At 36.0% G+C, this 16,403-nt stretch carries 10 protein-coding genes; 5 read left to right on the forward strand and 5 right to left on the reverse strand.

All coding sequences use genetic code 11. The features are described 5' to 3' along the window. Positions 1–11 precede the first annotated feature (11 nt). The 5 genes from mltG to HMPREF1320_RS08575 all read left to right on the forward strand — a co-directional run bounded on the left by mltG (position 12) and on the right by HMPREF1320_RS08575 (position 11,022). Entirely contained in the window at positions 12–1,037 is a 1,026-nt protein-coding gene (mltG, locus tag HMPREF1320_RS08555) for an endolytic transglycosylase MltG (protein ID WP_009418456.1), read from the forward strand. A gap of 439 nt (positions 1,038–1,476) precedes the next feature. Continuing rightward, positions 1,477–5,862 (forward strand): gliding motility-associated C-terminal domain-containing protein, encoded by a 4,386-nt coding sequence (locus HMPREF1320_RS08560; protein WP_410470257.1) that lies wholly within the window; start codon positions 1,477–1,479, stop codon positions 5,860–5,862. Positions 5,863–6,007: 145 nt separating this feature from the next. Beyond that, positions 6,008–6,919, forward strand: a complete 912-nt coding sequence (locus HMPREF1320_RS08565) for a type IX secretion system membrane protein PorP/SprF (RefSeq protein ID WP_009418390.1) — start codon at positions 6,008–6,010, stop codon at positions 6,917–6,919. Between the two features lie 57 nt (positions 6,920–6,976). Next, on the forward strand, positions 6,977–8,929 hold the full coding sequence (locus HMPREF1320_RS08570; protein ID WP_009418345.1) for an OmpA family protein: 1,953 nt from the start codon (positions 6,977–6,979) through the stop codon (positions 8,927–8,929). Positions 8,930–9,039: 110 nt separating this feature from the next. Beyond that, positions 9,040–11,022 carry an OmpA family protein gene (locus HMPREF1320_RS08575; protein WP_009418364.1) on the forward strand — a complete coding sequence of 661 codons (1,983 nt, stop codon included), beginning with the start codon at positions 9,040–9,042 and terminating at the stop codon, positions 11,020–11,022. Positions 11,023–11,085: 63 nt separating this feature from the next. On the opposite strand, the gene lipB is transcribed toward HMPREF1320_RS08575, so the two are convergent. The 5 genes from lipB to HMPREF1320_RS08600 form a co-directional block, all read right to left on the reverse strand. After that, on the reverse strand, positions 11,086–11,781 hold the full coding sequence (gene lipB / locus HMPREF1320_RS08580; protein ID WP_009418278.1) for a lipoyl(octanoyl) transferase LipB: 696 nt from the start codon (positions 11,779–11,781) through the stop codon (positions 11,086–11,088). Further along, positions 11,759–12,634 (reverse strand): neutral zinc metallopeptidase, encoded by an 876-nt coding sequence (locus tag HMPREF1320_RS08585; RefSeq protein WP_009411899.1) that lies wholly within the window; start codon positions 12,632–12,634, stop codon positions 11,759–11,761. The genes lipB and HMPREF1320_RS08585 overlap by 23 nt, the downstream gene beginning before the upstream one ends. Before the next feature lie 61 nt (positions 12,635–12,695). Next, positions 12,696–13,703: an aspartate--ammonia ligase gene (gene asnA / locus HMPREF1320_RS08590; RefSeq protein ID WP_009418422.1), complete on the reverse strand. Its 1,008-nt coding sequence runs from the start codon at positions 13,701–13,703 to the stop codon at positions 12,696–12,698. 24 nt (positions 13,704–13,727) lie between these two features. Further along, positions 13,728–14,726 carry a cellulase family glycosylhydrolase gene (locus HMPREF1320_RS08595; protein WP_009418264.1) on the reverse strand — a complete coding sequence of 333 codons (999 nt, stop codon included), beginning with the start codon at positions 14,724–14,726 and terminating at the stop codon, positions 13,728–13,730. Between the two features lie 102 nt (positions 14,727–14,828). Beyond that, the gene (locus tag HMPREF1320_RS08600) at positions 14,829–15,851 is read right to left on the reverse strand and encodes an OmpA family protein (RefSeq protein WP_034554443.1); all 1,023 of its coding nucleotides are present in this window, start codon (positions 15,849–15,851) and stop codon (positions 14,829–14,831) included. Positions 15,852–16,403 lie beyond the last annotated feature (552 nt).

Here is a 16,403-nt window from a genome sequence, read left to right on the forward strand (position 1 = left end):
ATAGAAATACAATGAAAAAATGGATTATAGGAGCGGTGATTGCCGTGATAGCCGTATTAGGCTTCTTTATTTATCGCGCTGTACTGGTGAGCAATACAGCTTTTCAAACCCAAGAAGAAATAGTATATATCCCTACAGGAGCCGATTTTAGCGATGTGTTGCACGTGATGAGTCCCTTGTTGAAAGACCGTACTTCTTTTATCCAAGTAGCCAAGCGTATAGGCTATGCCGATAAAGTAAAAGCAGGTAAATACATCATCAAAAAAGGGGCAACCAATATAGATATCGTACGCACTCTTCGCAATCGTAATACTCCTGTAAAACTCAAATTCAACAATCAGGAGCGATTAGAAGACTTTGCAGGACGTATCGCTGCACAAATAGAGCCTGATAGCACTACTTTAATGCGTGCTTTCTTAAACCCTAACTTCCTAAAAGAAAACGGTTTCACCGATGCTACTGCATTGGCAATGTATATTCCCAATACGTATGAGTTCTATTGGAATACCTCTGCCGAAGAATTTCGTGACCGTATGCTCAAAGAATATGAGCGTTTTTGGACACCTGAACGCAAAGCCCAAGCCCAAAAGCAAGGGCTTACGCCCATAGAAGTGAGTATATTGGCATCAATTGTACAGAAAGAAACGGCTAAGGTAGACGAGCGTCCTCGTATAGCAGGGGTTTACTTGAACCGCTTACATATCAATATGAAATTGCAAGCTGACCCTACTGCTATCTTTGCTATGAAAAACCATACGGGTGACTATAATATGGTAATAAAACGCGTTACCGAGGTGCATACAAGTTTGCAAAACCCCTATAATACTTATCGGAATTACGGTTTACCTGTGGGACTTATCACGATGCCTGACATATCGAGTATTGAAGCTGTGCTCAACCCTGAGCAACACGATTATCTCTTTTTTGTTGCTGATACTGAAAACTACGGTTATCACAAATTTTCGCGTACCTATATGCAACACCTACAAGGGAAAAAGCAATATACAAGATGGGTTGATGACAAAGGAATTAAATAGAAGATGATTAATGGTTAATGGTTAATGATTAATGGTTAATGATTAATGGAGAAAAATTGGGAGAGGATTATATAAAGCTTATAAGAAGCTTATAGGATAAACGAACGATGAGTGGGTCTACAGTGGGTCTACAGTGGGTCTACAGTGGGTCTACAGTGGGTCTACAACGAACAAAAGACGAACAAAAGACGAACGATAAACGAAGGAACAACGAATGTAAAGTGGAAGTAAAGTGAAGGAGAGATATATTAAAAAGGTTTCTTTATTCACTTATTTTCCAATTGCTGATACCTGCTAAGCGGGTATTGTAATGACAGCTATTATAGATGAATAATATATTTATTGGGCACTGATAAAAAATAAATGTTAAAAATCTTGTATTTTTATGGGTGAAGACGTAATTTTGCCTTGCAGAAAGAAGTTTTTTTAAGGCTTAATAATGATGTGGGATTTTAAACGAACAGTAAATGTATTTACTTTAATACTACTACTTATACTCTTTTCTTCAACAGAGATTCTTAAAGCACAGCAAATAAAAACTGTAATTTCAGAGAATATAAAATTTACTACTTCTGGTTTTCAAGAAGGTACTTATATTTCCGTGAGAATTATTTTTCCTAAAGATAAAGAAAAGATAGATGTAAGATTTACTTTTCCTGAAGGAATTGAATATGCGGGATATACTCTTGAAAAGAACAGTGCCATACGAAAAGTTACTCCCAAAGATATAAATTTACCTAATAACCCTGTGCTTACTGTACTAAGTAGACCAGGAAGTACAACACATCTTTTAGTGAAACGCAGAATTACTAAAAGAGGGTACAACTATCTGAAAACACATCTATCTCTTCAAGATGAAGTGGGGGTAATGATTGATGAGGTAACGGTTGCTACTAAAAAATCTAATGAATATTTTTTGAATACTCCTAATCTGCAAATTACGACACAAAAGGAGAAAGAGAATCCTATGGGGGATTATTCGAGAGTATTCAGTATTGAGAATAAAACCATAGAAGGAAAAAGAGTAGGTATCATAAACGATATTTATTTTTCGATGAAACACCCGTTAGGGGTTAAAACACGAAAAATGATTTACAATAAAAAAGTACTTACTCCCATAAGTAAAGTGCCACAGCATATAGGGCAAAATGGAGGAGAGGATTTGTATGTGATACGAATTTCGGAAGGATTAAAAGAGAAGGAAGGAGTTTGGATTACAGAAGAGTATACGGCGAAAGGTTGTAAAGCCAATGGAGAGGTGCGTTATGAGGCTTATTGGGGAGAAAATCCTTTGGAATTATATGAAGTGAGTAGTGCTGTTCAATCGATTACAATGCAGGAGGCAACTGATGAAAACCCTAATGTTATTTTAAATCGACAGAGTACAGCAACTTATTTTAAATGGAGTGATGGCTTCTGTGGAAATACTTTGGGAATGTTTACTGCACAATACATTAATAAAGGGAATGCAACGGCTTATGATCTTCAACTGACCCTTTATGAAGAAGAGGATGCGGTGAAATTTAAGGCTTATAAGCCTACGAATTTCCGTATTATAGATAGTGAGAAAAAAGAAATCATTATCCCTGATAAAGCCATACAAATGCCTGATGGTGTGTTAGGAAAACGCATCATTAGCTTTGCTGAATTAGAAAGTTTTAAGGATTTAGCATTAGGACAAAGCAATATAGGTCTTACTGATGAAGATGGTGACGGGGTAAAAGATGATTTGGCACCAGAAGAAAAGTTAGAAATACGTTTTGATTTAGTTAGAAATGATAATATTCCCTGCTTATCATCTACCGAAGGGATATTTGGAGTAAGTATTATTACTGAGCTTTCTTACCATAGCTTGTGTGGTATTTCTTTTCATAAACAAGAGTCATTAAGTGACCATACTTTTAAACGAAAAATAAAAGAAGTGAAAGACACTTCAAAATTTCCTACCCTATTAGCACTTAACCAACCTATACCGGCTTCAATATCTTTTACTGCTTCTGTAACTTCACAAGACAATATTCAACAATTACAATCACATCACAAAGAAATAGCAGAAAGGAAGTATCGTTATGAGCTGTTGTTACCCGAAGGAATGGCAATGATGAATATAAAGTTTTATAAAGCCGATGCTTATGGGGTTTCGGTAGTATCTGCAATAACTCTGCCTGATGTTCCTTCGGGAGGAACATTCAGTTATACCACAGCAGATGAGGTTTGGGGATATATCACTTTTGATATGATTTTAACAACTTGCAAGGCAAACAAGGTTTCTTTGCAATATTCAATTTGGCAAATGGATAAGAATAGGTATAATACTTATTGCAAAATACCCTATATTTGTACAGAAAGGGCGATAGTTGCCAAGTGTCCTGATGTGTGTTTTGAGAATGCCCCTAAAACACTTTCAACAACAATAGAAAGGGCTGAAAATTCTTATGGTTGGACAGATTATACAATGACCAAACGGCAAAAGCGTGCAAAAGTGAGACAAGAAGACCGCAAGCGAGCACTTTACTTAGATGATATTGAAATAATATCGAAGGGAGTACAATTAGGGGGCTCTACTAAAAATCTTTATTATTATGTGCAGGTACCTAAAACAGTGGTATTATTGCCTAAACAGGTTAGTTTAAAGATAGGAGAGCATCTCATAACATTGGTTGCCAAGCAGGGTGTCCTTCGTCAGACCACCGATGATGAAAATAATTATTTCTTGTGGAATTTAACAGAGGCATTACCTTCTCGAGGAGTTTTAGCAGATGAGAAATTTACTGCCGTTGTTACTTATCAAGTGGAGAGTTGTACTGCCGAAGATGTTACTTCAACCTCTCAATTAAAAGAAGAGATAGGTTCTTTTTTTTATAGAGTTGATAAAACAAAAGGGCAAAACATAAATGAAAGAGGTTATCATACGGAGGAATTACATTGTGGAGAAGAGAGTAAGAGTGTATTTTATATTGTAAATATACCTGATGAAGATGTTCATTCTTGCTATAAGATGAAAGATTGTGTGTTATTTCCTTTACGAAATAAGGCAGGGAAGAGTGTTATTCAGCAGACTACCGATAGAATATTTAAAGATGAATATCGCCCTAGGAGGCTTGTAAAGATTATAGAGATAAAAGTGCCTAAGGGTTATGATTTGGTAAAGCCGGTGGCGTATCATTATTTAGAAAACACGGTAACTAATGTAGTGCATATTCCGTTAGAAAGCTTTACAACGGATGAAGATAAGGATTTTAAAGTGTATACTTATACCAACCCTATGAAAGGAACGGAGGGATATTTACCTCCAGAAATTATTTCGGGACAAAATGATGAGACTCAGTATATAGAAGTTTTTGTACAGCCTACTTGTAAAGCAAAAGTATGTACAAGCGAAGAAGAAGCCTTTAACCATAATCAATTAGTAATTATGGGGGTAACCTATGAAGGTTTCTATTATCATTATGCTAATAGAGGACAGACAAAGATTATAAAACAGAATACATCGAATACTTTGCTTTATGGGGGACAGCGCTCTATCACTTTGCAGTCCATCACCCCTCAGAATATAAAAATACATAACACGACCTTTTTTATAGACTTTAGGTTACAAAATTTGAATAGGGAGCCCATAGATAATATTTGGCTTATGCTCCCCAATATACAAGGTATAGAAGTATTGAGATTGTTAGCAATAGACCCTATTAAACAGAAAGAGCAAAGAGTTATCACAGCCCAAGATGTGCAAGGCAAGAAATATTATTCTTTAAGTGAGTTACGAGCCTATACAGATATAATTTATAGATTGGAATACCGAGTGACTAACTTCGATATGACACATTTTACCGTTGAGGTTTATGCAGGCAGGAATTGTAATGATAATTTAATGGAATGCAATATGCAACAACTTGTGTATAATGTAAAAAGTGAAAAAGGAGTAACACCTGATATTGTTGTTGTAACACAACCTGAGAGTCAAGTGTTATGCAATGGAGAAAGAGCTGTATTTACTTCTGAGGCTAAACTTATCTCAGCAAGTGCTACGGGAAAAAACATCGACTATCAGTGGCAAGAATTAACTAATAAAAGCACCCAATGGAAGGATATAGATACAGAAAAGGGCTCTGTTAGAAGAGGAGATAAAGTAACCTTAGTTTTTGATGCTGTCAATGCTGACTTAAACGGGAATAAGTATAGGGTGAAATATAGTTATACAGACGTAAAAACTGCTACCGTTCAGTATTCTGAGGAAGCAATATTGAAGGTGAATTATTTAACTATCGAACAACAACCTACCTCAGGTGTTTATATTCAGAAAGCTTTACCATCGCCTTTATATGTAATAGTGAAGGGTACCACTGCACCTGTGTATCAGTGGTATGAGAGTACTATGAATACAAATATCGGTGGTAAGGCAATAGATTCTCACGCGAATAGTTATACACCTTCAACTGAAACAGTAGGGGAGAGGTATTATTATGTGACTATAACTGATAGATGTGGCACTGTAACAAGTTCAGTAGCCAAAATAGAGGTAAAAGCAGATACTTTTACAACAACAAGTGAATTGAAAAGAATTACTGTTTACAATGGTTTATCAGTAAACGGAGATGGAAAGAATGATTATTTTTATATCAGAGGGATAGAGTATTACCCCAATAATAGAGTTAAGGTATATAATCGGGCAGGTGAAAAAGTGTTTGATATAAAAGGATATGACAATACTTCTCGCGTATTAAGAGGAGATAAAATGCTTTTAGGAACTTACTACTATGTGTTAGAATATTACGATGCTCAACGAAAAGAAACACAAATAGGGTGGCTGTATATACAAAAATAATAAGGGTATAGATATAAAATATTGTGTAAAAAGTGGTAGAAATGTAAAAAAGTTGTACTTTTGCCGAAATAAAAGTCAGTTAGATTTATTATCTACTTGATTAACAGCAATGAAGAAAAATAGTTAAGTAATACACAGTTTAAAAATGATTAAAAAAGCGTTTATTTTAGTATTAACAGTGTTTAGTGTAGGGGTATATGGACAACAAGAGTCGCAATATACCCAGTATATGTACAACACTATGATGTTTAACCCAGCTTATACAGGCTCAAGAGAGGTAGGCAGTTTCTTTGGTATGTTTCGTACCCAATGGGTAGGTATCAAAGGAGCCCCCACTAATGGAAGCATTAGTTATCACCAACCAATGGAGAGCTTACGCAATGTAGGTTTGGGAGGAAGTATTTTTAGAGAGAGTATAGGACCTCAAAATCAAACGGATTTAGCGATTGATTTTTCATATACTTTGAACTTTGAGAACTCCAAATTAGCTTTTGGTATCAATGGCTCGGGTAGCTTATTTCAAATAAATTATGATGAGCTAAACAAACAAGACCAAGCAGACCCTAACTTATCGGGCAGTGAGAGCGTTTTTTCTCCCAATATAGGAGCGGGTATTTATTGGTATACTGATAAGTATTATTTAGGGTTTTCAGTGCCTAATATGTTGGAAACCACTCATTACAACAAGAGTTCAGTGTCTGTGTTGAAAAATACGCAGCATATGTACTTAATCGGTGGTTATGTGTTCAACTTGTCAGAGAATACAAAATTCAAACCCGCAGTGCTTTCTAAGATAGCCTTTGGAGCACCTTTGCAATTGGACTTATCGGCAAACTTTATGTTTAATGAGAAGTTTGTGTTGGGGGCAGCTTACAGATGGTCGGCAGCAGTGAGTGTAATGGCAGGTTTTCAGATAAGCGAACGTTGGTTTGCGGGATATGCTTATGACTTTGAGACGACTGAATTATCAAAATATAACTCAGGTTCACACGAAATCTTTTTGCGTTATGAACTGCTCAAAACCTATAAGAAAATAGTGTCTCCTCGTTTCTTTTAGTTAGGAAGGAGAACAGAGAGTATAAGCCTTTATAAATTACTTAAAATTGAATTGTTGATGAGAAAATACACTTTTATAATAGCCTTATTTTGTGGAATATCTGTATTGTTTGCCCAGAATGAGAAAGAGTTGCAAAAGGCAAAGGAAATGTATAAAAACTTTGCTTATGTTGATGCTATAAAAATATATGAAAGCATTGCTAAGAAAGGATTTGTGAATCAAGATATATTAGAAAATCTTGGTAATTCATACTACTACAATGCCGAATATAAGAAAGCATTACCTTGGTACAAACAGCTATTTGAGAATAAGAAATATAAAATCAAACCTGAATATTACTATCGCTATGCACAAGTACTAAAATCAGTAGGGAAATATGACGAAGCGAATAAGCTAATGTCTCAGTTTGCTGAGCTTACAGGTAATAATGATACGCGTGCTGTACTTTATGAAGAGAATAAGGACTATCGGGAAGTGATAGAGAGTAACTCAGGACGTTTGCAATTACACCCAGTAGCTATTAATACCGAATATTCAGAATATGGGACAGCTTTTTATGGTGATAAAATAGTTTTTGCAGCAGCTAATAGCGGTAGAGCTTCTAAAGGAGGAATTTCACAATGGACAGGAGAGAGTTTTTATGACCTGTATATAGCAGACCGCAATAAGCAAGAATTAAGTAATAAGAAACCTTTTTCATCAGCTTTAAATACAAAGTTTAATGAATCTACGGCTGTGTTTACAAAAGATGGAAAAACAGTGTATTTTACCCGTAATAACTATGTAAATAAAAAGATAGGAACGAATGGAGAAAATACTATCTTACTAAAAATACTTAAAGCAACAAAAGATGAAAATGGAGATTGGGGAAATGTGGTAGAAGTGCCATTTAATAGTAACCAATACAATGTAGCACACCCAGCCTTGAGTCCTGATGAAAAATATCTTTATTTCGCTTCAGATATGAAAGGAACCTTAGGGAGTTCGGATATCTTTCGCGTAGAGATTTTAGGAAATAACAAATATGGCAGACCTGAAAATTTAGGAGATGTTATTAATACGTCGGGGCGTGAATCTTTCCCTTTTATCTCTAAGAATAATGTGTTGTATTACTCATCAGATGGCTTTCCAGGGTTAGGAGGTTTGGATATCTTTGCGGTAAAGTTTTATGAAGACGGAACAGTATCAAAACCTATTAATATAGGTAAGCCAGGTAATAGTGCTGATGATGATTTTTGTTTTATAATGGATAGTGACAGTAAGATAGGATTTTTAAGTTCTAACAGAGCTGGAGGAAAGGGTAAAGATGACATTTACAGCTTTTATGAAGAGAAACCTTTATCCTTTGACTGTGAGAAAATGCTGAAAGGAGTACTGAAAGATGCTAATACAAAAAGCGTTATTGTAGATGCTCTTATAGTACTATCAGATAGAACAATGAAACAGGTAGATACTCAAAGAACTAAAGAAGATGGTACTTTTGCATTCAAGAAAGTGGATTGTAAAGAATTATATTATTACCTAAGAGCTGAAAAAGATAAATATGAAACCACAGAAGTGAAAGTATTAACGGGTAAAGAAGGAGATATCTTCTACGAGTTCTTGTTAAAACCGAGAGAAATAGCTATCTCAAAGGATACTGATTTAGCTAAAGTATTTGAGATAAAAGAAATATACTTCGATTTAAACAAGTCGAACATCAGACCAGATGCAGCGGTAGAATTAGCTAAGATTGTGGAAGTGATGAAACAATATCCTAAGATGAAGATAGATATTCGTTCGCACACCGATAGCCGAGCTACAGATTCTTATAACTTAGCTTTATCTGACCGTCGGGCTAAATCGACTCTTGAATGGATAGTTAAGCAAGGTATTGACCGCAAGCGATTGAAAGCGAAAGGCTATGGAGAAACGCAATTAGTAAATGGTTGCTCAAATGGAGTGCCTTGCACTGAAGAACAACATCAAGCTAACCGCCGTAGTGAGTTTATTGTGGTAAGTATGGATTAATAGAAATATTGTAATGGAAGATTAGGAGTTATAAATTAACTCCTATTTTTCTATTTACCCAGTTGATATTACAAACCTTCTTTTTTATAATTTTTTCCTTTTATTGATTTATGAAGAAACAAATACCTTTCTATTTATTAGCCATTCTTGTAAGTACTTTCACACAAACTATTTGTGGACAAAGTGAAAAAGAAGCTTTACAGAAAGCAGCTAACTATTACAGGAACTTGGATTATGTACAGGCTATTAATGCCTATGAAAGTATTGCCCGTAAAGGAGTAGAACCCCAAGAGCTATTAGAAAATTTGGCTAATGCTTACTACTATAATGCCGATTACAAACAAGCGAATAAGTGGTATGCGAAACTCTTTGCAAATACTGATGCTAAGACAGGAAAACCTTATAATATTAATCCTGAATATTACTATCGTTATGCGCAAACTTTAAAATCAGTGGAAGATTATGAAGCCTCTGACAAAATGATGGATAAGTTTGTAGCTCTTAAAGGGAATACAGATTCGCGTGCAGTACTCTTTCAAAAGAACAGAGATTATCAGGCAGAAATTAAGCGGAATTCTGATAGAATGGTATTACACCCCTTGCAGATTAATACTAATAAATCAGAGTATGGGACAGCTTTTTATGGTAATAATATAGTATATGCTACTAGCAAAGGTGGTATTTTAAAGAAGCGTGCAGATTGGACAGGAGATAATTTTTATAGTTTGTATGAGGCAACTACCGATAGCTTGCAAGTTTTTAAGAAAGGAAAGCTCAATGGTATCAATACTAAGTTTAACGAATCGACAGCTGCGTTTAGCAAAGATGGAAACACGATTTATTTTACTCGTAATAACTTTATCCATAATGAAGTAAAGACTAATGGGGACGAAACAGTATTGTTGAAGATATTTAAAGCTACCAAAAATAAGAGCGGTAAGTGGGAAGATATAAAAGAAATGCCTTTTAATAGTAATATTCATAGTGTAGCCCACCCTGCTTTAAGTCCTGATGGCAAATATATTTATTTTGCGTCGGATATGAAAGGCACTATTGGAGCATCGGATATTTATCGTGCTAAAATACTGAAAAACGGTTATGGGAAGCCAGAGAATTTAGGAGCACTTATCAATACACAAGGTAGAGAGTCTTTTCCATTTGTTTCAGATGATAACATATTGTATTATTCATCAGATGGTTTTCCAGGTTTAGGAGGATTAGATATTTATGCCGTAAAATTAGATGAGGAAGGCAATCCTATTTCTAAACCTGTGAATGTAGGTCGCCCAGCCAATAGTGCTGAAGATGATTTCTGTTATGTAATTAACACTCATACTAAAATAGGATATCTTACTTCAAACAGACCAGGAGGTAAAGGAAGTGATGATATTTATAGTTTTTATGAGGAAGCCCCAGTACAGTTCTCGTGTAAACAAGCCATTAATGGGGTTGTTAAAAATGCAAAAAGCTTAGAAGTAATAGCAGATGCTAAAATTACTTTATTAGATAAGTCATTGAAGTTAATAGAAGAACAAATCTCAAATAAGGAGGGGACTTTTAGTTTTCTTTATACTTCCAATTGCAAAGATGAACAGCTAATAATTAAAACAATAAGGGAAGGTTTTTCTTCTGATGAGCAAAATATTACTTTAACAGGATTAAAAGACGCATATGCTGAAGTATTGTTATCTCCTATTGTTGAGAAGAAACCTATAAAAATAGGAGATGATTTATCAAAGGAATTAAAAATAGATAATATATACTTCGACTATGATAAAGCTAATATTCGTCCTGATGCAGCTGAACAGTTGGCTAAAATAGTAAAAGTAATGGAAGAGTACCCTACTATGAAAATAGATGTGCGCTTGCATACTGATAGTAGAGGTTCTGATAGCTATAACTTAGCTTTGTCACAAAGACGTGCAAAATCAACTATTAAGTGGCTTATAGCTCACGGTATTCACAAAGATAGGATTACGGGTAAGGGATATGGAGAAACGCAATTAGTAAATGGTTGCTCAAATGGAGTACCCTGTACTGAAGAACAGCATCAAGCAAACCGTCGTAGTGAATTTATTATTATATCAATGTAAGAAAAGAATATTTCTATAAAATAGGAGGGAGGTTATCATTTTGATACCTCCCTTTTTTATTCTTTATAATGTTGCTTCAAAGATTTCTTTAAAATGAGTTAGGATACGTTGTTTTACTTCTTGTAAATCCACCTTATCTTTTGCTAATTCTACATTTAGAGACGTTACTGCTTTACCGCGAATACCACAAGGTATGATATTATCAAAATAGCCTAAATCAGTATTTACATTTAGGGCAAAACCGTGCATTGTTACCCAACGAGAACAACGGACTCCCATTGCGCAAATTTTGCGAGCAAAAGGCGTTCCTACATCAAGCCAAACCCCTGTCTCACCTTCACTGCGTTCGCCTTTGAGACCATAATCGGAAAGAGTACGGATAATCACTTCTTCTAAAGAACGCAAATACTTGTGGATATCGGTGAAAAAGTTTTCTAAATCTAAGATAGGATAGCCCACAATCTGTCCAGGTCCGTGATAGGTGATATCTCCTCCACGATTGATTTTGTAAAAAGTAGCCCCTTTATTTTTTAGACCTTCTTCATCAATGAGCAGATTCTCTATATGACCGCTTTTGCCAAGTGTATATACGTGAGGATGTTCTACAAAAAGGAAATAATTAGTAGTAGGCAAGGTTGTGCCATTAGCTTTGTTATTTGTTTTTTGCGCGACTATTTCTTCAAACAGCGACTCTTGGTAGTCCCACGTTTCTTTGTAGTCTTTATTACCTAAATCCTTAACGATTACTTGTTTGTTCATAAATAGTTTGAATATTACCCTGACGGATATCTCCAGTATTGTACCCTTTGGTAAACCAATATTTGCGTTGTTCAGAAGTGCCGTGAGTGAAAGAATCGGGTACTACGTGTCCTTGCATACGTTTTTGTATAGCATCATCACCTACGGCGTTAGCCGCACTAAGAGCTTCGTCAATATCATCGGCATCTAAATATTTTTGGTTGTGATGTGCCCATACTCCCGCATAGAAATCGGCTTGTAATTCTTGTGCAACCGACCATTTATTGGCAGCTGCTTTGGAGAGCCCTTGTTGTTTTTGGCGTACTTGCTGCGAAGTGCCTAAAAGCGTTTGGATATGATGCCCTACCTCGTGTGCCATTACGTAGGCAATAGCAAAATCGCCACCTTTAGCTCCGAAGCGTGTTTTGAGTTCTTCAAAAAAATCCATATCCATATAGAGCTTTTGGTCAGCAGGGCAATAGAATGGACCTACTGCAGAAGAGGCAGTCCCACAGCCTGTATTTACATTAGCGGTAAAGAGTACCAAGGTAGGTTTCTTATAAGCTCCTAAACCATTTTGAGCAAATACTTTATCCCATACATCTTCGGTATCGGCGAGTACTGTAGCGGTAAATTCACCTATTTTCTTTTGTTCGGCAGTAAGTTCTACACGTTCTACCGCTTGTTGAGTTTGGTTACCACCTGCTACTTGACTTACTACAGAGGCTACTTGTTGTCCTGTTTCGCCTCCAAAGAGTTGTAACAATACTACGATGATACCTACGATACCACCGCCTGCTATAAGACCACCTTTAGCACTTATTCCGCGACGGTCGTCTACATTGCTACTTTGTCTTCTTCCTTCCCATTTCATAGTTTATCTTGTTATATTTTGGTGCAAAGATACATCTTTTCTCAATATGTACAATATCCGTTTACAATAAATGAATTCCGTTCTTATCGCATAACTGAACCATATCATCTGTCCATATTGATGCTTGTACTTCACCGATATGAGCTTTTTGCAAGAGTAGCATACATATACGAGATTGACCGATACCTCCCCCAATAGTTAAGGGTAATTCACCGCGTAATAGCATTTGATGGTATTCTAACTTCTCGCGTTCTTCTGATTTTGAAGCTTTCAGTTGAGAATGTAGAGAGGCTTCGTTTACTCGAATACCCATTGAAGAAAGTTCTAAAGCGCTGTTTAGTACAGGATTCCAAATAATAAGGTCGCCATTGAGTTCCCAATCGTCATAATCGGGGGCTCTATTGTCGTGTTTTTTTCCTGAAAGAAGTGTTTTGCCTATTTGAGTAATAAAAACGGCTCCTTTTTCTTTGGTGAAATTATGTTCACGTTCAGAAGGTGATAAGTTAGGATACATATCTTCTAATTCTTGTGAACTTATGAATGTTACTTCACGAGGTAGGAAAGCTCTACACTTGTTATATTCTTTTACTAATATCGCTTCTGTTTCAAGAAAGGCATTATATAGCTGTTTTACGGTTTGTTTGAGATAAGATAAAGTGCGCTGAGAGGGAGTTATCACTTTTTCCCAATCCCATTGGTCTACATAAATAGAATGGGTATTATCTAATTCTTCATCTCTACGGATAGCATTCATATCAGTATAAATGCCTTCGCCTGCTTTAATACCATAGCGTTTCAGGGCTAAACGTTTCCATTTAGCAAGTGAATGGATAATTTCTATCACTTCACCTTTGTAATCTTTCATTTCGAAGCTAACAGGGCGTTCTATTCCGTTGAGGTTATCATTAAGACCTGTGGAACGCTTCACAAATAAAGGAGCCGAAATACGTGTGAGGTTTAAAGCGCGCGCCAAAGCCTGCTCAAAAGAGTCTTTGATTAGTTTTATAGCCCGCTCGGTATCCATTATTCCGTAGGGAGTTGAGTAGTTTTTAGGGATAATAATAGTCATAATCAGACGATAATAAGCTGTTTGTTAATTTAGTAGCTTGCTTTGAGTTAATAGCATTAGCTCTCGTACTGCTTTGGTGGTTATAGGGTGTTCATCGGCACGAACATCATAACCATTCATTTCGCCTATATTCCACAAACCTATACCATCAGGGAAGGCTTGAGAGTCTTTAATTTTGGAGGCAATCTTCTCAAACCATTTAGCTCTCTCAGCATCATTTCCTTTGTATTCTTTTCCTGTTTCCTCAATAACCAAAGGTTTACCAATGCTATGGCAAAAGGCAACTAATTGGGGAATACTATTAATAGCGTCGTCGTCGTATACGTGTATGGTGGGGATATCAATCTCGGGCAACGACCATATTTCTTTAAAACCTAAATCGGCATCGGTGCCCCAGCCGTCTTTGCCTTGATGAAGAAACCCACCTGCTGAAATAGGGCGAGTTACTCCCATTCTCTTTAACTGAAGGGCTAATCGTTTATAGAAGGCAATGAGATTAGCTTTATTACCCGCTTTCTCTATTGGATTATCATTGTATTTACTAAAAGGCTCGCCTGCTATGGCTATGAAAGCAAGGTGAGGGTCGTTTTTATAAGTATATCCCTTTATGGGGGTTCTGTTTAAAACAGCTTCTAAATACGGAGTCCAATCGGTAGAAGGTGAATAAGGATTGATACCTTCTTTTATGAGTTGATTTCGTATGTAGGATAAATCTAAAACATAAGTCATACCGCTGGCGACTATTTTGGCTACTTTCTTATCCATTTCGTCAAACTTATGCTCGGGGTCAATAGTTAAATCCTGCAAATGACCTTTATCTTTTTGTATTATATCGGTCAATCGCATACAATTAATACCCATAGCTTTAGCATTAGCAATCCATTTATCGACATTAGGAGCTCCATAAGCAGTAGCAATTCTTAATCCTGCTCCTGTTTTTGGTTCTTTGTTTTCAGGATTTGATTTTTCGTCTTTACAAGCGATTAGTAAAACAAAAAAAAGGAGTAAGTATTTTCCTTTCATATTGTGTAAGTTTTTTTAATTTTAGAATCAAAGAAACTACACTTTGCTAAACTTGCTGTTTAACAAAGTGTAGAAGCTATGAAAATTAATGAAAAAAGTATTTTATTTTTCGATAATAATAAATTCTACGCGTTTATTGGCTTGGTGTTCTTCTTCGCTACAAGGCACTCCGTTTTCGCAACCATTTACTAATTGCGTTTCGCCATAACCTTTGGCAGTTAATCGGTTAGGAGAAATACCTTTGCTTACAAGCCATTGATAGATAGATTGTGCTTGAGTTTCGGTGAGGTTCATATTGTAACCGTCTTCTCCTCGGCTATCGGTGTGCACTTTAATTGCTATCTTTACAGTAGGATTGGCTTCCAAAAAAGCCACAATTTTAGCTAATTGCACAGAGGCGTCATATCGGATATTGGTTCTTCCGTAGTTAAAATGAATATTATCAATGGCAAAAACAGGGGCTAAATCATCGCCCTCGTTAAGGCTTATTGTGTGAGGGGCTAATGATATTGTTTTTTTGAGAGTGTTATTGTTCTCAAAAACGATAGGGGTATCGGCAATATCATAATCTTTTTTTACGATTTCCACAAAGCCATTTTGGAAGTTACAGTTCAGTTTTTTGGTAGTAAAAGAGCCTTTACTATCAGTTGTATTGCTGGAAAGAGCTCCCATAGCACTATCGAATATAAAAACTTGAGCACCAGAAATCTTGGCACCTGTTTCGGCATCGGTTACAGTGCCTATAATTTCACGAGAGCAATCTGGTGTAGGGTTAGTTTGAGGAGCGTCACCTTTTTTTGTGAGTACCTCGAAAAGGTTAAATTGTTTTTTAGCTTCATCTTTTTTACCTAAGGCTTGCAATACCACTGCATAGCGGTAACGGTTGATGGGTTGAGGAGAGTAGTTGCCGTCTTTCATCAGTTTTTCATACCAATGGAACGCTTTAGGATAATCTTTACTAGCATAGTAATAATCGCCCAATCGTTCTACAACTTCTTGTATTTCATATCCTCTATCTACTACTGTGTTATAAATTTCAACAGGAGATACTTTTATTTGTGAAAAACCTAAGGAGCAACCTCCTAAGAATAGCGCAAATAATACTTTTATCTTCATATTTTTCATTTCAAATTAAGGCACAAATGTACAAAAACTTCTTAAAAGTTGTACAGTTTTCCTTTTAAATTTAACATTTTTAACAATTTCTCTCTTAGTTAGAGTTAGGTAACATATACTTTATTTCTACCTTTACAAAATTAGTGCCAATTTTTTTGATTAGCAAATCTAGGTGTAAGCTATACGGGCAGTTGTAACATAATGAGCAGTGCGAGCTATGCAGGTGATTAAGTTAGCAAGCTGAGAGAGTTGGATTATCGAAAGATTTCGGAGAGGTTCGGAAGGAGTAAATTGGCTAAAAAGTGAAAAATGAGGGGTAAATGGGTATGCTTAGCTTATAGAGAGCTTATAGGAAGCTTATACGAATCTTGGAAGATTGGTATAGAAAGGGTATATAAGTAGTTGATAGTGAATGGTTAAAAGTGAAGGATAAAAAGAGGTTTTGGCGAAAGAAAAGTAATGAAAAACGAAAGTGACCTGCCTTCTGAGGGAGATTGTAGCAACGCAAAAGTGATTCAAAAGTACTACTTTGTTATATTGAACTGATGTAAAAATACAAAA

The sequence above is a fragment of the Capnocytophaga sp. oral taxon 335 str. F0486 genome (assembly GCF_000277665.1).
Taxonomy (GTDB): Bacteria; Bacteroidota; Bacteroidia; order Flavobacteriales; family Flavobacteriaceae; genus Capnocytophaga; species Capnocytophaga ochracea.